The 17,272-nt window shown below is 71.2% G+C and carries 18 protein-coding genes and 1 pseudogene; 6 read left to right on the top strand and 13 right to left on the bottom strand.

Annotated features, from left to right (window positions below; genetic code table 11):
* Positions 1-4: 4 nt before the first annotated feature.
* The 11 genes from hpnE to AB0H86_RS35640 all read right to left on the bottom strand — a co-directional run bounded on the left by hpnE (position 5) and on the right by AB0H86_RS35640 (position 10,939).
* Positions 5-1,516: a hydroxysqualene dehydroxylase HpnE gene (hpnE, locus tag AB0H86_RS35590; protein ID WP_362448608.1), complete on the bottom strand. Its 1,512-nt coding sequence runs from the start codon at positions 1,514-1,516 to the stop codon at positions 5-7.
* Positions 1,513-1,653, bottom strand: coding sequence for a DUF6380 family protein (locus AB0H86_RS35595; RefSeq protein ID WP_362448611.1), 141 nt, complete (start codon positions 1,651-1,653; stop codon positions 1,513-1,515). The genes hpnE and AB0H86_RS35595 overlap by 4 nt, the downstream gene beginning before the upstream one ends.
* The gene (gene hpnD / locus AB0H86_RS35600) at positions 1,653-2,603 is read right to left on the bottom strand and encodes a presqualene diphosphate synthase HpnD (RefSeq protein WP_362448614.1); all 951 of its coding nucleotides are present in this window, start codon (positions 2,601-2,603) and stop codon (positions 1,653-1,655) included. Before hpnD ends, AB0H86_RS35595 begins: the two co-directional genes overlap by 1 nt.
* Positions 2,600-3,502, bottom strand: coding sequence for a squalene synthase HpnC (gene hpnC / locus AB0H86_RS35605; RefSeq protein WP_362448617.1), 903 nt, complete (start codon positions 3,500-3,502; stop codon positions 2,600-2,602). The genes hpnD and hpnC overlap by 4 nt, the downstream gene beginning before the upstream one ends.
* A gap of 387 nt (positions 3,503-3,889) precedes the next feature.
* Positions 3,890-4,669 (bottom strand): ABC transporter ATP-binding protein, encoded by a 780-nt coding sequence (locus AB0H86_RS35610; protein ID WP_362448620.1) that lies wholly within the window; start codon positions 4,667-4,669, stop codon positions 3,890-3,892.
* Positions 4,662-5,591 carry an ABC transporter permease gene (locus AB0H86_RS35615; protein ID WP_362448623.1) on the bottom strand — a complete coding sequence of 310 codons (930 nt, stop codon included), beginning with the start codon at positions 5,589-5,591 and terminating at the stop codon, positions 4,662-4,664. The genes AB0H86_RS35610 and AB0H86_RS35615 overlap by 8 nt, the downstream gene beginning before the upstream one ends.
* 115 nt (positions 5,592-5,706) lie before the next feature.
* On the bottom strand, positions 5,707-6,591 hold the full coding sequence (locus AB0H86_RS35620; protein WP_362448626.1) for a glycosyltransferase family 2 protein: 885 nt from the start codon (positions 6,589-6,591) through the stop codon (positions 5,707-5,709).
* On the bottom strand, positions 6,588-7,367 hold the full coding sequence (locus tag AB0H86_RS35625; protein ID WP_362448629.1) for a CDP-alcohol phosphatidyltransferase family protein: 780 nt from the start codon (positions 7,365-7,367) through the stop codon (positions 6,588-6,590). Before AB0H86_RS35625 ends, AB0H86_RS35620 begins: the two co-directional genes overlap by 4 nt.
* Positions 7,345-8,406, bottom strand: a complete 1,062-nt coding sequence (locus AB0H86_RS35630; protein ID WP_362448632.1) for an iron-containing alcohol dehydrogenase family protein — start codon at positions 8,404-8,406, stop codon at positions 7,345-7,347. Before AB0H86_RS35630 ends, AB0H86_RS35625 begins: the two co-directional genes overlap by 23 nt.
* Positions 8,394-9,146, bottom strand: a complete 753-nt coding sequence (locus tag AB0H86_RS35635; RefSeq protein ID WP_362448635.1) for a phosphocholine cytidylyltransferase family protein — start codon at positions 9,144-9,146, stop codon at positions 8,394-8,396. The genes AB0H86_RS35630 and AB0H86_RS35635 overlap by 13 nt, the downstream gene beginning before the upstream one ends.
* Positions 9,143-10,939 carry a DUF5941 domain-containing protein gene (locus AB0H86_RS35640; RefSeq protein WP_362448638.1) on the bottom strand — a complete coding sequence of 599 codons (1,797 nt, stop codon included), beginning with the start codon at positions 10,937-10,939 and terminating at the stop codon, positions 9,143-9,145. Before AB0H86_RS35640 ends, AB0H86_RS35635 begins: the two co-directional genes overlap by 4 nt.
* Before the next feature lie 308 nt (positions 10,940-11,247).
* On the opposite strand from AB0H86_RS35640, the gene galE reads away from it, so the two are divergent.
* The 3 genes from galE (at position 11,248) to idi (ending at position 14,073) form a co-directional block, all read left to right on the top strand.
* Positions 11,248-12,219: a UDP-glucose 4-epimerase GalE gene (gene galE, locus AB0H86_RS35645; RefSeq protein WP_362448641.1), complete on the top strand. Its 972-nt coding sequence runs from the start codon at positions 11,248-11,250 to the stop codon at positions 12,217-12,219.
* 134 nt (positions 12,220-12,353) lie between these two features.
* A complete protein-coding gene (locus AB0H86_RS35650; protein ID WP_362448644.1) occupies positions 12,354-13,292 on the top strand; it encodes a cation diffusion facilitator family transporter in 939 nt (312 codons plus the stop codon).
* A gap of 187 nt (positions 13,293-13,479) precedes the next feature.
* Positions 13,480-14,073, top strand: coding sequence for an isopentenyl-diphosphate Delta-isomerase (gene idi, locus AB0H86_RS35655; protein WP_362448647.1), 594 nt, complete (start codon positions 13,480-13,482; stop codon positions 14,071-14,073).
* On the opposite strand, the gene AB0H86_RS35660 is transcribed toward idi, so the two are convergent.
* Entirely contained in the window at positions 14,039-14,590 is a 552-nt protein-coding gene (locus AB0H86_RS35660; protein ID WP_362448898.1) for an ATP-binding protein, read from the bottom strand. The genes idi and AB0H86_RS35660 overlap by 35 nt on opposite strands.
* 288 nt (positions 14,591-14,878) lie before the next feature.
* Between AB0H86_RS35660 and AB0H86_RS35665 the strand changes: the two genes are divergently transcribed.
* The gene (locus AB0H86_RS35665) at positions 14,879-15,634 is read left to right on the top strand and encodes an enoyl-CoA hydratase-related protein (protein WP_362448650.1); all 756 of its coding nucleotides are present in this window, start codon (positions 14,879-14,881) and stop codon (positions 15,632-15,634) included.
* Here AB0H86_RS35665 and AB0H86_RS35670 read toward each other — a convergent pair.
* Positions 15,621-15,971 (bottom strand): annotated as a pseudogene (locus tag AB0H86_RS35670) (DJ-1/PfpI family protein); the annotation flags it as partial. The gene AB0H86_RS35665 and the pseudogene AB0H86_RS35670 sit on opposite strands and share 14 nt — an antisense overlap.
* A gap of 77 nt (positions 15,972-16,048) precedes the next feature.
* On the opposite strand from AB0H86_RS35670, the gene AB0H86_RS35675 reads away from it, so the two are divergent.
* Together AB0H86_RS35675 and AB0H86_RS35680 are read left to right on the top strand one after the other, a co-directional pair.
* The gene (locus AB0H86_RS35675; protein WP_362448653.1) at positions 16,049-16,918 is read left to right on the top strand and encodes a hypothetical protein; all 870 of its coding nucleotides are present in this window, start codon (positions 16,049-16,051) and stop codon (positions 16,916-16,918) included.
* A 94-nt stretch (positions 16,919-17,012) separates the two neighbouring features.
* Complete coding sequence (locus AB0H86_RS35680; RefSeq protein WP_252100478.1) at positions 17,013-17,144, top strand: LPFR motif small protein; 132 nt, start codon at positions 17,013-17,015, stop codon at positions 17,142-17,144.
* Positions 17,145-17,272: the final 128 nt, after the last annotated feature.

The raw sequence follows: 17,272 nt of genomic DNA on the forward strand, positions 1-17,272 counted from the left end.
ACCGTCACCGGGCCCCACCTCGCGGTGAGACGCCGGTCCCCTCCGGTGTTCGGCCGGGGGCGTGGGGGTGGTCCCCCTCGACGATGCGGTGGGCCGCCTCCTCGAACTCGAAGAGACGGTGGGGACGGGGGCGGCCCAGTACGCCGAGTGCGGCGTCGGCCGCGTTCACTCCGCTGCGGACCGCGCTCTCCATGGTCGCGGGCCACCCTGTGGCGGTCCACGCTCCGGCCAGGTAGAGGCCGGGTGCCTTGGTGCGGGCGCCGGGCCTGAGCCGCCCGACGCCGGGGGTGGGCGCGAACGTCGCCGTACGCTCCCTGGTCACGAAGAAGTCCCGCACCTCGGCCCCCCGGGTACGGGGCAGCAGCCGCTCCAGCTCGGGCAGGTAGCGCTCGCGCAGCACGGCGACCGGCTCGTCGATCTCGTCATGCGCGGCCGACTGGGAGAGGGCGAGGTACTGGCCCCGGCGCAGCCCGGATGCCTCGGTCCGGTCGAACACCCACTGCACCGGGGTGCCGAGGGCCGCGAGGAACGGTGTGCCGAGCACCTTACGGTCGTAGACGACATGGACGTTGAGGATCGGCGCGGTGCCGATCCGCAGCAGCCGTTCGGGGGCGTCGAGCGCCCCGCGGGGCAGCAGGTCGTGGGCCTCGCGCTGCGGTACGGCGAGGACGACCGCGTCCGTCCGAAGCGTTTCCCCGGGAACCTGAACGCTCCAAGTCCCGTTCTCGTCAAGAGAGATGGAGGTGACGCGTGTACGGACCTCGGTACGCACGCCCGCGGAGGCGAGCGCCTTGCGGGCCAGCCGGTCATGCAGTTCGCCCAGCGGGACGTGCGCCCAGCCGATGTCGGCCGCGCCCGGGTCGGACAGCAGGCCTGTCTTGAACACCATCGCGGCGAGCCCGAGCGAGGCGTCGCCGGCGACCGCGTTGAGGGTGGCGACCCCGACCAGGTCCCACAGGGCCTCGACGGCACGCGCCGACTGACCGTGCGCGGTCAGCCAGCTGCCGAAGTCCTGGGTGTCCAGGGTCGGATCGGCGAGGTCGAGCCCCTTGAGCGCGAGCGCGGCACGCCCGACCTTGGCACGTTCGGCGAGCGAGAGATGCGGATACGTGGCGAGGCTGCGCCCCAGATGCAGGGGCACCGGCAGCGCGTCGCGCCGTAGCCTGCCGAGCCGCCGCCCCTCGGGCCGGTCGACGTCGAGAACGGGCACGTCGAGACGTTCCTGCAGCGGAGCCAGCCCCGCGCCCTCGATCCGGTCGAGGAACCAGCGGTAGGCGGTGCAGCAGCGCAGGTAGACGTGCTGTCCGTTGTCGACGGTCAGTCCGTCGCGCTGGAAGGAGAAGGCGAGCCCGCCCAGGCGTGTTCGGCCTTCGAGCAACGTCACCCGGATCCCGGCGTCGGCGAGCGCGAGCGCGGCGGTGATCCCGGCGAGTCCGCCGCCGATCACGACGGCGTCCGACCCGGAGTGTCCCGGCGTGTCCGCGAGCGGCTCGTCGGACCGCGTGCCGTCGGTCATCGTGCGCCCTCCCCTGCCCGGCCGCCGTACAGGTTGAACGGTGCATGGCTGGTCGTCGCAGTCAGGGACGCCGTCGCCCACCGGAGGGTTGCGTGCCGCTTTCCCGCGGTGGCATCACCTTGGACCGGATTGTCCATCAGGCGCGCCTCCTGACGGTCCTGCGGGTCACATGCCGGGCGTCCAGGCCGGACAGGCCACGCACGGCGACATACGCCTTCTCCCGCCCGGGCAGCGAGACCCGGCCGCGCAGCACGGCCTCCGGGTCGCGCTCGATCCGGTCCAGGAGGCGGCGGTAGATGCCGGCCATGGCGGCGACACAGGCACCGCTTCGCCGGTCGAGCATGGGGAGCAGCCGGTAGCCCTCGGCGAAAAGGGCGCGGGCCCGACGCACTTCGAAGTGCACGAGGCCCGCGAAGTCGGCGCCCTCCGGTGGTTTCGGCCCCCTGAAGCCGGCCGAGCAGCCGAACTTGGCGAGGTCGTCGGCGGGCAGGTAGGTACGCCCGCCCTCGGCGTCCTCGCGGACGTCCCGGAGGATGTTGGTGAGCTGGAGCGCGAGTCCGAGCGTGTCGGCGTACTCCGGCGCGCGTTCCACACCTCGCGCTCCTGGTTCCGTACCGAACACACCGAGTGACAGCCTCCCGATGGCGCCCGCCACGCAGCGGCAGTACACCTTCAGGTCGTCCCAGGTCTCGTAGGTCTCCCCGTGTACGTCCATCAGCACGCCGTCGATGAGCTCGTCCAGGCCGCCGAGCGGGATGGGAAAGACGTCGGCGGCATGGGCGAGGGCGACCGCGACGGGGTCGGTGTCGTCCTCCTCGACCCCGCCGTCGCGCACCCGGGCCAGCATCGCCCGGGTGTCGTCGAGCCTCTCCCTCTTGACCTCCTTGGCCAGCGCCCCGTCGCCGATGTCGTCGACGCGTCGGGAGAACGCGTACAGCGCCGACATCGCACGGCGTTTGGACGTGGGCAGCAGCCTGATGCCGTACGCGAAGTTACGAGCCTGCTGCCCGGTGACGACCTCGCAGTAGCTGTAGGCGGCGAGTACCGGTGCGGACACGTGCGGTTCCGACTCCACGGTCCGGATCACCCCTCTCCTCGCAGAGTGACGCCCACCTCGCGCAGCAGTTGGAGCTTGCCGGGCTTGGGCGGGCCGGGAAGTACGTCGTATTCGGCGGCGACGATCGCTCGGATCGCCGCCCTTCCTCCCGCTACGAACCCTGCGAGCAGCAGCTTCAACCTGCCGTGGACGCTACCCACGAGGGGGGCGCCTTCATTCAGGAGGTCGCGGGCGCGTTGTGCTTCGTACGCAACCAGCGCACGCACCGACGCGCCCCCGGTTTTCGTGGCGAGATCCGCTTCCTGGACGTGAAAGCGCTTCATGTCCTCGGAGGGCAGGTAGATACGGTCACGGCCGAGGTCCTCGGCGACGTCCTGGAGGTGTTCGACGATCTGCAGGGCCGTGCAGATCGCGTCGGAGCGGCGGATCCGCTCGGGGGTCGAGGTGCCGGTGACGGCGAGGACCAGGCGGCCGACGGGGTTGGCGGACAGTTCGCAGTACGCGAGGAGGTCGTCGTAGGTCTCGTAGCGCGTGACGAGCTGGTCCTGGCGGTTCGCGGCGATCAGCCCGAGGAAGGGCTCGGGGGTGAGCGCGTGACGGCGGACGGTCGGCTGGAGGCGGCGCAGCAGCGGGTGGCGCGGGGTGGAGCCGAAGACGCGGCGGAGGTCGGCTTCGAAGGCGTCCAGCAGCGTCATCCGGTCCTCGGCCGCCGCGGGCGACAGTCCGAGCAGGCGGGCGTCGGCGCCACCGGGTGCGAGGTCGCCGTCACCGATGTCGTCGACGAGGCGGGCGAAGCCGTAGACGGCCATGAGGTCGGTGCGCCAGGCTTTGGGCAGAAAGAAGGGGGCCACGGGGAAGTTCTCCGCGGCGGCCTTGTCGAGCGTGCCGCGCTCCGCCGGGCCGGGGCGGGTCGTGCTGGTTCCCGTCATCGCCGGCTGCCCGGAGCGGGGACGGCGCACGCTGCGTGGAGCTGGGGAGTTTCCGTAGCCATTGCCGTCACATCTCCCGTTCTACACCGCCGACCCAATGCGCACTATTTCGGACACGCCGCCCGACCGTTCGCGCGACGGCCCTGGCGCAGGATGTCGTGCATTATCGCCCCACTTGCCGCGTTTCGGGACCGGTACAGCTTACGTTGTACAACGCGGCGCGGTTCGCTGGGGTGTCCTACAGATCACAAGAACACACCGATTGGGCCCAAGATTCCCAAGGCGGGCCGAAGTTGACGTTTCCTTTGCAGACGCGGAGGCCCGCCGGAGCAGTTCCGGCGGGACCCTGGGATGCGGGGCGGTCTCTTTCGCCCGGGTTCGGGTGGACTACTTGCCCGTGAACTTCTCGTACTCCTTGAGAACCTCGTCGGTCGGACCGTCCATGCGCAGCTCGCCGCGCTCCAGCCACAGAACGCGGTTGCAGGTGTCACGGATCGACTTGTTGTTGTGGCTGACGAGGAACACCGTGCCGGCCTCCTTGCGCAGCTCCCGGATGCGCTCCTCGGAGCGCTTCTGGAACTTGCGGTCGCCGGTGGCCAGCGCCTCGTCGATCATGAGGACGTCGTGGTCCTTGGCGGCGGCGATGGAGAAGCGGAGCCGGGCCGCCATTCCGGAGGAGTAGGTGCGCATCGGGAGGGTGATGAAGTCGCCCTTCTCGTTGATCCCGGAGAAGTCGACGATCTCCTGGTAGCGCTCCTTGATCTGCTCGCGGGTCATTCCCATGGCCAGCCCGCCCAATATGACGTTCCGCTCGCCGGTGAGGTCGTTCATCAGGGCCGCGTTGACGCCGAGCAGGGAGGGCTGGCCGTCGGTGTAGACCTTGCCCTTCTCGGCGGGCAGCAGGCCGGCGATGGCGCGCAGCAGGGTCGACTTGCCGGAGCCGTTGGAGCCGATCAGGCCGACCGCCTCGCCCCGGTAGGAGACGAAGGAGACGCCCTTGACGGCGTGCACCTTGCGCACCCCGCGCTCCTCGCCGCGCTTGACGATCCGGCTGAGGGCCGCGGTGGCGCTGCCCTTGCCGCTCTTGGCGCCGTTGACGCGGTAGACGATGTGCAGTTCGTCCGCGATCACGGTGGGGATTCGCGCGTCCTCGATGTTCTCAGCCACGGCCGTACCTCTCCTCCGCCTTCCAGAAGTACACGAAGCCCCCGAGCGCGAAGAGCACGGCCCAGCCGCCCGCCGCCGCCCACACGTGGTCGGGCAGGTTCTCGGAGCCGTAGCCGTCGATGAGGGCGAAGCGCATCAGGTCCATGTAGATCGCGGCCGGGTTCCACTGCAGGACGGTGGCGATCCAGGCCGGCTTGTCCTCCAGCATGATCTTGATGGAGAACATCACGCCGGACGCGTACATCCAGGTTCGCATCACGAACGGCATCAGCTGGGCGAGGTCGGGGGTCTTGGAGCCCGCGCGGGCCATGATCAGCGACAGGCCGGTGTTGAAGAGGAACTGCAGTGCGAGCACCGGGACGATCAGCACCCAGGACAGGTCCGGATAGCTGCCGAAGGCGATCACCACGATGAACACCACGATCATCGAGAACAGCAGCTGCTGGAGCTGCTGGAGCGCGAAGGAGACCGGCAGCGAGGCGCGCGGGAAGTGCAGCGCGCGGACCAGCCCGAGGTTGCCGGAGATCGCGCGGACGCCCGCCATCACCGAGCTCTGGGTGAAGGTGAAGACGAACACGCCCGTGACCAGGAACGGGATGTACACGTCCCGTGGCATGCCGCGCCCGGCTTTCAGGATGACGCCGAAGATGAAGAAGTACACGGCCGCGTTCAGCAGCGGGGTGGCCACCTGCCACAGCTGCCCGAGCTTGGCCTGGCTGTACTGGGCGGTCAGCTTCGCCCGCGAGAACGCGAGGATGAAGTGGCGCCGGTCCCAGAGCTGGCGGACGTACTCGACGAGGGAGGGCCGGGCGCCGCTCACGGTCAGTCCGTGCTTGGCGGCGAGCTGTGCCGCCGTGAGGCCCTCGTCGGCCGGCGCGGGCGCGCTCACCGCGACCGTGCCGTCGTGCGTTGTCTCACTCACTAGTGGAAACTTTCGTCTTCGAGATGCGCAGCCCGTGCGGGCATGCCATGAGCCGGGGGCCCCGGTACGGGCCCGGGGCCTCGGTACGGCCCGGTTGCTGTCGGATACGAGCTTGTCAGATGACGGGGGGCCGCCCCAGTCGAGTCAGCCGCCACACGGTACGCCACTTCATGGCCCGGCGCGGCCCGCACGGCGTGCTCCAGCCTTCCCGGAATCCACCGAACCACGCCTTCAGGGCGGACCGCGAGGGGCGCCGCAGCAGGGTGAGCAGCATCCAGACGCCCAGGTAGACCGGGATCAGGAGCGCGGGCAGGTTCCGGCGGGCGAGCCAGACGCGGTTGCGGGCGACCATGCGGTGATAGACCGCGTGCCGCGAGGGCGCGGTCGTGGGGTGGTACAGCACCATGTCGGACCGGTAGTCGATCATCCAGCCCGCGTCGAGGGCCCGCCATGCCAGGTCGGTCTCCTCGTGTGCGTAGAAGAACTCGTCCGGGAGTCCGCCGACTTCGGCGAAGACCTTCGTACGAACGGCGTTGGCGCCGCCGAGGAAGGTGGTGACCCGGGAGGAGCGCATCGGGTCGGCGGCGCGCAGACGCGGGACGTGACGGCGCTGGGTGACCCCGGTCTCCGGGTCGGCGATGCGGAAGCTGACGATGCCGAGCTTCGGGTCGGCCGCGAAGGCCTGTCGGCACAGCTCGGCGGTGTCGTGGCCGGCGAGGAGGCCGTCGTCGTCCAGGAACATCAATATGTCGACGTCGCGACCGCCGGGGCCGAAGGCCTCGATGCCGACGTTGCGGCCGCCGGGGATGCCGAGGTTCTCCGGCAGCTCGATGGTCCGGACACCCTCGGGGACGTCCGGGACGGGCGAGCCGTTGCCGACGACGACCACCTCGACACGGTCGCCGTCCTGCTTGGCGACCGAGTCGAGCAGGGCGCGCAGTTCGTCGGGGCGGTTGCCCATGGTGATGATCACCGCGCCGACCTTCGGGCCCGCGTTCATCGCAGCCTGCTCGACGCGAGGATGGACACGAGGTGCAGCACGGTCTGGAGCAGGGCGATGCCGGCCAGCACGGCGACGCCGAGCCGGGTGAAGAAGAGGTCGCCGCGCGCCTGGTCGACGATCGCCAGGACCAGGATCAGGATGGAGGCCTCGATGCCGAGCACCAGGCGGTGGAACTGCAGCGCGGCGGCGGCCTTGCGGGCCAGCGCCATGCCGGAGGAGCGCGGCTCGGACGCCGTCTCCTTGACCGGCGGCAGCCCGCCCTGGTGGCGGGCCACGCCGACGAGGTCGGTCTCGGCCTTGATCAGGATCGCGCCGAGGGCGGCCAGCGTGCCGAGGAATGCCCACAGCCAGTCGATCCGCCCGGAGCCCCACAGGTCGGCGGCGCGCAGACCGAAGCCGACGAGCACCGCGGCGTCGGTCAGATAGGCGCCGACCCGGTCCAGGTAGACCCCGCCGAGCGAGTACTGCTTCTTCCAGCGGGCGATCTCGCCGTCGACGCAGTCCAGCAGCAGATACAGCTGGACGCACACCACGCCGAGCACGGCCCCCGGGATCCCCGGCACCAGGAGCGCCGGGGCCGCGAGGACACCGCAGACGGTCATCAGGTACGTGAGCTGGTTGGGCGTGACCCTGGTGTTCACCAGGTAGCGGTCGACCCGCAGGGACACCTCTCGCATGTAGAGGCGCCCCATCCAGTGCTCACCGCTGCGCCGGTCCTTCACCCCCGCGGGGTGGACGACCGGTCGTAGTTCAGCTACCGATGGCCTTGACATAGTCGGCGTAGATGTCCTTGATCTGTTCGGTCTTGAGGTCGAGGTGTTCGAGGATCGTGTACCGGCCGGGTCGGGTCTGAGGGGCGTACTCCACGGCACGGACGAACTCGTCCGTGGTGAAGCCGATCTCCTGCGGCAGCACCGGCAGTCCGTGCCGGCGCAGCACCTCGGCCATGTTGGCCGACTCCTCGTGGGCTCCGCGCAGGTACATCGCGAAGGCCGCGCCGAGCCCGCACTGTTCGCCGTGGGCGGCGGCGCGCTTGGGGTAGAGCACGTCGAAGGCGTGGTTGATCTCGTGGCAGGCCCCGGAGGACGGGCGGGAGTCGCCCGACACCGACATGGCGATACCGGTGAGGACCAGTGCCTCGGCCAGGACCTGCAGGAAGGCGTCGTCACCGACACCGCCCGGGTGCCTGAGCACCGCCTCGCCTGCCTGGCGGGCCATCGCCGCGGCGAGACCGTCGACCTTCTCGCCCTTGACCCGGTTGGCGAGTTCCCAGTCGGCGACCGCGGAGATGTTGGAGATGACGTCGCCGATACCGGAGCGCACGAAGCGGACGGGCGCCTCACGGATCACGTTCAGGTCGATGACCACCGCGATCGGGTTCGGCACACCGTACGAACCGCGGCCCGCGTCGTTGTCGAGGGTGGCGACCGGCGAACACAGGCCGTCGTGCGCGAGGTTGGTGGCCACGGCGACCATGGGGAGGCCGACACGCGCCGCCGCGAACTTGGCACAGTCGATGATCTTCCCGCCGCCGAGGCCGACGACCGCGTCGTAGTGGCCGGCCTTTATGTCGCTCGCCAGCCGGACCGCGTCGTCGATCGTGCCGCCGCCGACCTCGTACCAGGTGGCGCCGGGCAGCGTGGGGGCGATCCGCTCCCGCAGCCTGGCGCCCGAGCCGCCGCTGACGGCGATCGCGAGCTTGCCGGAGTGCGAGATGCGCTCGTCGGCGAGGACGCAGCCCAGGTCGTCGAGGGCTCCCGGGCGGATGTCGACGACGAGCGGGGAGGGGATGAGCCGGGTCAGTACTGGCACGCGATCTCCCGTCCCCGGGCGAGGTCGTCGTGGTTGTCGATCTCCACCCATGTGACGTCGCCGATCGGCGCCACGTCGATACGGAAGCCGCGGTTCACGAGTTCCTGGTAGCCGTGCTCGTAGAACTGCTGCGGGTCCGTCTCCCAGACCGCCTTGAGCGCGTCGGCCAGTTCGGGGGCGGCGTCGCCCTCGATGAGGGTGACGCCGATGTACTCGCCGGTCGCCTCGGCCGGGTCCATCAGCTTGGTGATCTTCGTCATGCCCTTGCCGGGGTCGACGACGACCTTCATCTCCTCGTCCGCGAGGGACTTCACCGTGTCCAGGGCGAGGATGATCTTCTTGCCGTCGCCGCGGGCGGCGAGCAGCGTCTTCTCGACGGAGACCGGGTGGACGGTGTCGCCGTTGGCGAGAATCACGCCGTCCTTGAGGGCGTCACGTCCGCACCACAGGGAGTAGGCGTTGTTCCACTCCTCGGCCTTGTCGTTGTCGATCAGGGTGAGCTTGAGGCCGTACTTCTCCTCGAGGGCCGCCTTGCGGTCGTACACGGCCTCCTTGCGGTAGCCGACGATGATCGCGACCTCGGTCAGACCGATCTCGGCGAAGTTGCCGAGCGTCAGGTCCAAAACCGTGGGTTCGCCCTCTATACCCGCGGGCCCCACCGGCACCAGCGCCTTGGGAAGGCTGTCGGTGTAGGGGCGCAGACGCCGTCCGGCGCCGGCCGCCAGCACGAGGCCGATCATGCGGGTTCTCCTTCATCGTGTACGGCGGGCGCGCCACCCTTGTGGGCAGACACCCAGAAACGGATGCTCTCGACGAGCACCACCAGGGCGACGGCCACGGCGAGGACCGTGAGCGCGACCGTGAACTGCGAGGCGGTGAGCACCGCGGCCAGGACGGCGACGAGCAGCGTCCGCCCTTCGTGCCCCCCGATGACGCGCACCAGCCAGGCCGGGGGCGCTCCGGCGTCGCCGCGGATGCGGTACACCGTGTCGTAGTGATGGTAGGCGACGGCCGCGACCAGGCCGAAAGCCGCAGGAAGGGCCCCGTTCACGTCCGCTTCGTAGGCCAGGATCAGCACGGTGCCGTATTCGGCCGCGCGGAAGAGCGGGGGGACGAGCCAGTCGAGGGAGCCCTTGAGGGGGCGGTACAGCGCCTGACCGGCGGCGACCGTGTACACGACGGCGCCCGCGACCGGCGCCCAGGTCACACCGGAGAAGAGGGCCACGGCGAGGACGGCGGTCCCCGCGAGCGCCACCAGCAGCGGGGCGCCGAGCCGGACGCGTGTGGCACGCGCCACGAGGGAGGCGAGCGGCCCGTTGTCCGCGAGGTCCGCCAGCGCCTGCGCCGCCCGGTCCGTGCGCCGCGCCTTGCGGGTCAGTGAGCGCAGCACCCGGCCGGCGGTGGTGTAGGTCGCCGCGAAGGCGCAGCCGATGAGCAGTGCGTAGAAGGTGATACGGGGATTGGTCGCCGCGGTGAGAACGGCGATCATCGCCCAGCGCTCACCGATCGGCAGGACGATCATCCGCCGTATCCACACCGTCCAGCCGACGCTGTCGAGCTTGTCGGAGAGGGCCGCCGTGGGGCTGGTGTTGGCGGTGGCGTCGTGGTTCGCCTCGTTGAAGGAGAAGTCCACGACGTGCCGGCAGGTCTGCAGGACCATGGCGCCGAGGGCGAGGGCCCATACGTCGTCGCCGCCCCGGGCGGCTCCGAGGGCCAGGCCCGCGTAGTAGGCGTACTCCTTGGCCCGGTCGAAGGTGGCGTCCAGCCAGGCGCCGAGCGTGGAGTACTGGAGGGAGTAGCGGGCGACCTGTCCGTCGACGCAGTCCAGGACGAAGGACGCGATCAGCAGCACGCCCGCCGCGACGAAGCCGCCCCGGGTGCCGGTGGCCGCGCAGGCCGCCGCTATCAGCGCGGTGAGCAGGGAGGCGGTGGTGACCTGGTTCGGGGTCAGGCCCCGGCGGGCGCACCAGCGTGCGATGTAGCGGGAGTACGGGCTGATGAAGTAGGTGGTGAAGAAGCCGTCGCGGGCCTTCACGGCCGACTTCAGGCGTACGGCCTCGTCGTCGACGGCGGCGACGGCCTGCCGAGCCTCGTTGCCGGCCTGCGGGTCGGCGGGCACGGCGGCGACCAGGCTGCCGAGTTCGGGGCGGTGCACGGCGGTGCCGTCGGCGTCGAGGGCGGTGACGATGCGGTCGGCGAGGCTGTCCACGGCGAGGGCCGTACCGCCGCCCGCGGAGTTCTCGCGGGCCACCGCCCGGGTCAGGGCCTGGCGGCCGGCCGGCTGGGCGGTGACGGCACCCGTGACCGCGGCGAGCGGGAAGCGGGGGTCGGTGAGGCCGAGGCGCAGCGCGTGCACGTGGCCCACGAAGCGGGCGTCGACCACGGCGACCCGCTGGTCACCGGGGACCTGGGCGAGCAGGGTCTCGGCGTCGGCGGTTTCCGAGGCGATCCGAACGTCGAAACCGAGGGACCGCAGATCGCCCTCGATCGACGATCCGGGGACCGGCTGACCGGTGAGGATGGCGGTCGACAACCGAACTCACTCCCTGGGTGCCGACGCGCGGGCGTCGGGCGTGTGCATGGTGGGGGCGCCCTTTGGTGTCGCTTGGCTGAACCAGGCGGGCGGCATGTCGGCAGAGGCTATCGGATCCCCGGAAGGCCGCGTTCACCGCCCGTTCAGGTGCCGATCAACGTCGTCTCCCCCGGCCCTTGCCGCGATCATCATCGGGGATCGCGGGCCCCGCCCACAAACCTGCGCCCGCAGTCCGGGCATCGGGGACATTGCGCCGGGCGTCCGGGACATTTACGCGGTGTCCGGGCCTCGGCATAGGGTGGGCGACCATGACTTGGCTGATCACCGGCGGTGCCGGGTACATCGGGGCACATGTGGCGCGGGCCATGACCGACGCCGGCGAGCGCGTCCTCGTCCTGGACGACCTGTCGGCCGGGGTGCCCGCGCGGCTGCCGGCCGGTGTTCCCCTGGTGCACGGGTCGTCGCTGGACGCCGTCCTGCTGAAGCGGGTGTGCGCCGAGCACATGGTGACGGGGGTGGTGCACTTCGCCGCGCGCAAGCAGGTGGCCGAGTCCGTGGCCCGGCCGACCCACTACTACCGGGAGAACGTCGGCGGTCTCGCCACTCTCCTGGAGGCGGTCGCCGAGGCCGGGATCAGGCGTTTCCTCTTCTCCTCGTCGGCCGCCGTGTACGGCGCCCCCGATGTGGACCTGATCACGGAGGAGACTCCGTGCGCCCCGGTGAACCCGTACGGCGAGACCAAGCTGGCCGGGGAGTGGCTGGTGCGGGCCGCGGGCGAGGCGCACGGCATCGCGACGACGTGCCTGCGCTACTTCAACGTCGCCGGCGCCGCCGCGCCGGAGCTGGCGGACACGGGGGTGTTCAACATCATCCCGATGGTCTTCGACCGGCTCACCCGCGGCGAGGCCCCGCGGATCTTCGGTGACGACTATCCGACACCGGACGGCACGTGCGTCCGTGACTACATTCACGTCGCCGATCTGGCGGCGGCCCACCTCGCGGCGGCCAGGCGGCTGACCGGGGACGCCGCCCAGGGGGATCTGACCGTCAACATCGGCCGCGGTGAGGGCGTCTCCGTCCGCGAACTGATCACGGTGATCGGCGAGGTGAGCGGCGACCGGCGGGCGCCCGTCGTCGAGGCCCGGCGCCCCGGGGATGCGCCCCGCGCGGTCGCCTCGGCCGCCCGGGCCGCCGAAGCGCTCGGCTGGACGGCGCGGCGCGGGGTACGGGAGATGGTGGAATCGGCGTGGCGGGGATGGCTGCTGCACCACGGCCGCTGAGGGCGCACACGCCCTGACCTGCATAGCGTTTCCGCAGGTCACGGCACATGACAACGGTGTTCAGTGCCGCGTTGCCGGATACCCCCCGCCCGTAGTTCACTGTGATCCCGGACGGAACACAGGAGGCGTTTTTCATGGGGGCTGGCCACGATCACGGGCACGCGCACGGTCCGCCGGCCGGTGGCACGGCGACCGCGGCGTACCGCGGACGGCTGCGGGTCGCCCTGTCGATCACGCTCACCGTGATGGTGGTCGAGATCGTCGGCGGTGTGGTCGCGGACTCGCTCGCCCTGGTCGCGGACGCGGCCCACATGGCGACGGACGCGCTGGGCCTGGGCATGGCGCTGCTGGCGATCCACTTCGCCAGTCTGCCGCCGAGCGACCGGCGCACCTTCGGCTACGCCCGCGCGGAGATCCTCGCCGCGCTCGCCAACTGTCTGCTCCTGCTCGGGGTCGGCGGTTATGTGCTGTACGAGGCGATCCAGCGGTTCGTCACACCCGCCGCCACCGAGGGCGGACTGACCATCGTGTTCGGCCTGATCGGTCTGGTCGCGAACATGATCTCGCTCACGCTGCTGATGCGCGGCCAGAAGGACAGCCTGAACGTGCGCGGCGCGTTCCTGGAGGTCGCGGCGGACGCGCTGGGTTCGCTCGCGGTGCTGATCTCGGCCGTGGTGATCCTGACCACCGGCTGGCAGGCAGCCGACCCGGTCGCCTCCCTGGTCATCGGCCTGATGATCGTCCCGCGCACCTGGAAGCTGCTGCGCGAGACCCTCGACGTCCTGTTGGAGGCCGCCCCCAAGGGCGTCGACATCGCGGAGGTCCGGGCCCACATCCTGGCCCTGGACGGCGTCGACGACGTCCACGACCTGCACGCGTGGACGATCACCTCCGGGATGCCGGTACTGTCGGCGCACGTGGTGGTGCGCTCCGACGTGCTCAACGCGATCGGCCACGAGAAGATGCTGCACGAGCTCCAGGGCTGCCTCGGCGACCACTTCGACGTGGAGCACTGCACCTTCCAGCTGGAGCCGATCGGGCACGCGGAGCACGAGGCCCGACTGTGCCACTGACACGCCAGTTCGGCCGTTGACATACGCGTTCTGACGGAATGCAGCGATCCGGTGCACAGTTGCGTCCTCATGCTCACAGCACCGCCCCGAGCGGTTCCGTGGCCGCCGCGCCGGGCACGATCAACTGCCGGGAGTGCCGGATGGGTACGGCACACTTGGGGCGCGAAGACCGATGTGAAGGATGGGTATGCCGATCACACCTGCCACCGCGACGCACAGTCCGTCGAACGGCACCGCGGACGAGATCCTGCTGGAGCTGGTCGACGAGAACGGCGTGACGATCGGCACCGCGGAGAAGCTCGCCGCGCACCAGCCGCCGGGGCAGTTGCACCGCGCCTTCTCCGTGTTCCTCTTCGACGAGCGGGGCCGGCTGCTGCTCCAGCAGCGGGCGCTCGGCAAGTACCACTCCCCCGGCGTGTGGTCCAACACCTGCTGCGGGCACCCCTATCCCGGCGAGGCACCCTTCGCGGCGGCGGCCCGGCGGACATACGAGGAGCTCGGGATCTCCCCGTCGCTGCTCGCCGAGGCGGGCACGGTCCGCTACAACCACCCGGACCCGGACTCGGGCCTGGTGGAGCAGGAGTACAACCACCTCTTCGTCGGGCTGGTGCAGTCCGCGCCGCGGCCGGACCCGGAGGAGGTCGGCGAGACGGTCTTCGTGACCCCCGCCGAACTGGCCGAGCGACACGCGAAGGACACCTTCTCGTCCTGGTTCATGACCGTCCTGGACGCGGCCCGGCCCGCGGTCAGGGAGCTGACGGGTCCGTCCGCCGGCTGGTGAGCGGGCCCTTCGGCGGCGGTGCGGGTTCGAGGGGCAGCGCGACCCAGATCACCTTGCCGCCGCTCGCGGTGTGCTCGACATCGCACACCCCGCCCGCCTCCCGGGTGATCTCGCGCACCAGCAGCAGTCCGCGGCCACCGGTCCGGCCGTGGTCGGTCTCCAGGGCGCTCGGCCGGTAGGGGTGGTTGTCCTCCACGGACACCCGCACCCACTCGGCGCCGACGGCGACCTCCACGGCGAGCATCGGCGACAGCACCGCCGCGTGCCGCACGGCGTTCGTGACCAGCTCCGAGACGATCAGCAGCAGACCCTGGGCCAGGTCCTGCGAGAGGGGCACACCCTGGCGGTACAGCAGGTCCCGTACGGCGTGGCGCGCCTGCGGGACGGAGGCTTCGACGGTGGGTGCGGTGAACCGCCACACGCCCTCGTACGGCAGCGGGTCCGACGGCCCGAGGTCGAAGGGCTCGTCCGCCCCGTCTACTGGGCGTGGGGCGGACCCAAGCCCGTGGTCGTCCATCGTCCGGTCGCCACCCTTGCGCTCGATTGTCACCACACCTCGAGTGTTGGGAACCGGCTCCCCCACCCGGAGACCTGAACAGAAGTCAGCGGGTATCGAGCGCTTCCGACCGTTGGCGTACGCCACGGTCGTACGTGGGACCACTTCTGTCCCCTTCACGCCACCTTCGTGAACTATTCGGGCGGTACGCGCTGGGCGACGGCCTCGCCCGGTTTCGTTCCGCGCGTGGTGGCCTGCCCGCGCCACCCTCTCCCCCGAGCCGTCCGACGTCTGGATAGCATCCGGCGCATGGAGCCCCAGCTGCTGCACGGTGTCGCCGACTCGGTGGCCACCGTCGTCATCCACCACCCTGCCAAGCGCAACGCGATGACCGCCGAGATGTGGCGGGCGCTGCCGCCGCTCCTCGACACGCTGGCGGCCGATCCGGACGTGCGGGTGCTGGTGCTGACCGGTGAGGGCGGGACGTTCTGCGCGGGCGCCGACATCTCCACGCTCCTGGGGTCGCCCCAGGAGGCGCAGGGGCTCGCGGTGCGCGCCGAGGAAGCCCTCGCGGCCTTCCCGAAGCCGACGCTGGCGGCGATTCGCGGACACTGTGTGGGCGGCGGGGCGCAGCTCGCGGCGGCCTGCGATCTGCGGTTCGCCGAGGAGGGCGCGCTGTTCGGGGTGACGCCGGCGAAGCTCGGGATCGTGTACGCGGCGTCCTCCACCCGGCGGCTGGTGTCGCTGGTGGGCCCGGCGACGACCAAGTACCTGCTGTTCTCCGGGGAGTTGATCGACACGGAACGGGCACTGCGCTCGGGTCTGGTGGACGAGGTGCTGCCCGCGGGTGAACTCGGCAAGCGGGTCGCGGAGTTCACCCGGGTCCTGGTGTCCCGCTCGCAGCTGACGCAGGCCGCGGCGAAGGAGTTCGCGGACGGGCGCACGGACCGGGACGGCCACTGGGCCGGGCAGGCACGCGGCAGCGGCGACACCGCCGAGGGGGTCGCCGCGTTCCTGGAGCGCCGCCGCCCGGAGTTCTCCTGGACAGTCCCTAGGCCAGGATGAAGCGGCTGCGCGAGCGGAGCAGTTCGACCAGGTGGGCGGGCGCCTTGTGCGGGGCGCCGGCGTCGTAGGGCGGCTGCGGGTCGTACTCCGTCCCCAGCTGTACGGCCTGCGCGTGCTCGTGGCCCGCGATCCGGCCGGTCAGCGTGAGGGCCATGTCGATGCCGGAGGAGACCCCGGCGGAGGTGACGTACTTGCCGTCCGTCACGACCCGCTCCCCCGTGGGTTCGGCGCCGTACACCGTGAGCTGCTCCAGGGCCAGCCAGTGCGAGGTCGCGCGGCGGCCGGCGAGCAGCCCGGCGGCGGCCAGGAGCAGGGAGCCGGTGCACACGGAGGTGGACTGTGTCCGGCCGGATCCGGGCCCTGCCCCTGACCCGCATCTGGAAGAGGTACCGACCGGTCGGTAACGTGCCCGGCATGACTACCGTTGCCCTGGACCCCCGCGCGGGCCGCCGCTGCCACAACGTCCTCAACTCCCTGCACGCGACGCACTACTTCTCCCCCGATCTGGGCCGCGAGCTGGGCGCGATCGGTGTCACGCACCCCCGGGCCGTCAACTTCGCGGTACGGGCGGCGGCGCTGGGGCCGGTGGGGGCCGGCGCGGTGACGGCGGCGTTCTACAACTACAAGCACCAACTGGTGGCCCGCCATGTGCCCGCGGTGTGGGAGACCGCCACACCCGAGCAAGTCCTGGCGGCACGCGCGCGTGCCGTCGACGCGACGCTGCGCCGCCTGCTGGGCGAGGAGACGGTGGCGTCCGCGGAGATGGCGGAGGCCGCCCGCCTGGCCCTGCGCGCCGCCGAGGCCTGCTCGCGCGGCGCCCGCCCGCTGTACTCCGCGCACGCCGACCTGCCGGTGCCGAACGAGCCGCACCTGGCGTTCTGGCACGCCGCCACACTGCTGCGCGAACACCGGGGCGACGGCCACCTCGCCGTTCTGCTGTCCGCGGAGCTCGACGGCCTGGAGGCCGTGGTCACGCACACGGCGACCGGCAAGGGCATGACGCCGAAATGGGTGTCCGACACCCGTGGCTGGACCCGGGAGGAGTGGGACGCCGCGGTCGGGCGGCTGCGCGGGCGCGGCCTGCTGGACGAGGACGGCGAACTGACCGAGCGGGGGCTAGCGTTGCGCGAGGAGATCGAGCGGGACACGGACCGGCTGGACCGGGCCCCGTACGAGCACCTGGGCGCGGACGGCGTGGCCCGTCTGACCGAGCTCGGCACGGGTTTCGCGCGCGCCGCGCTCACCGCCGGCGCCTTCCCGGCGGATCTGCTCGGCAAGCGCTGATCATTCCGGTAACGGCTGCGACGCATGTCCGGCCGTTCGCGAGGTACCCGTTCTTCCCCCGGTCGTCGTGGCCGGGAGAAGAAAGGGGAATTTCGTGTTCCGTGCGATCGCAGACGTACTTCGCCAGATCGGTGGCGCCATCGCCACCGTCGTGACGCTGCCCTTCCGGGCGCTGGCCCGCCTCTTCGGCGGCGCGTCGAGCTCGACCCGCAGCCGCCGGGCCTAGGGGATGTCGTTCGGATCGCCTCGGATCAGGCCGCGGCGTATGGTGCGGTGCATCGCACCGCGGAGCATGACCCACGTACCGGGCGTACTCGGGTGATGCGACAACGCGGCGAGGTGCCGTGCCAGGCG

Source organism: Streptomyces sp. NPDC050997, assembly GCF_040660135.1.
GTDB lineage: Bacteria > Actinomycetota > Actinomycetes > Streptomycetales > Streptomycetaceae > Streptomyces.

Excerpts from the sequence above, each read along its gene's own strand:
- hpnE (WP_362448608.1), bottom strand. The coding sequence starts at position 1,516 with ATGACCGACGGCACGCGGTCCGACGAGCCGCTCGCGGACACGCCGGGA.
- AB0H86_RS35595 (WP_362448611.1), bottom strand. The coding sequence starts at position 1,653 with ATGGACAATCCGGTCCAAGGTGATGCCACCGCGGGAAAGCGGCACGCA.
- hpnC (WP_362448617.1), bottom strand. The coding sequence starts at position 3,502 with ATGACGGGAACCAGCACGACCCGCCCCGGCCCGGCGGAGCGCGGCACG.
- AB0H86_RS35620 (WP_362448626.1), bottom strand. The coding sequence starts at position 6,591 with ATGAACGCGGGCCCGAAGGTCGGCGCGGTGATCATCACCATGGGCAAC.
- AB0H86_RS35625 (WP_362448629.1), bottom strand. The coding sequence starts at position 7,367 with ATGTCAAGGCCATCGGTAGCTGAACTACGACCGGTCGTCCACCCCGCG.
- AB0H86_RS35635 (WP_362448635.1), bottom strand. The coding sequence starts at position 9,146 with ATGATCGGCCTCGTGCTGGCGGCCGGCGCCGGACGGCGTCTGCGCCCC.
- galE (WP_362448641.1), top strand. The coding sequence starts at position 11,248 with ATGACTTGGCTGATCACCGGCGGTGCCGGGTACATCGGGGCACATGTG.
- AB0H86_RS35650 (WP_362448644.1), top strand. The coding sequence starts at position 12,354 with ATGGGGGCTGGCCACGATCACGGGCACGCGCACGGTCCGCCGGCCGGT.
- idi (WP_362448647.1), top strand. The coding sequence starts at position 13,480 with ATGCCGATCACACCTGCCACCGCGACGCACAGTCCGTCGAACGGCACC.
- AB0H86_RS35660 (WP_362448898.1), bottom strand. The coding sequence starts at position 14,590 with ATGGACGACCACGGGCTTGGGTCCGCCCCACGCCCAGTAGACGGGGCG.
- AB0H86_RS35665 (WP_362448650.1), top strand. The coding sequence starts at position 14,879 with ATGGAGCCCCAGCTGCTGCACGGTGTCGCCGACTCGGTGGCCACCGTC.
- AB0H86_RS35675 (WP_362448653.1), top strand. The coding sequence starts at position 16,049 with ATGACTACCGTTGCCCTGGACCCCCGCGCGGGCCGCCGCTGCCACAAC.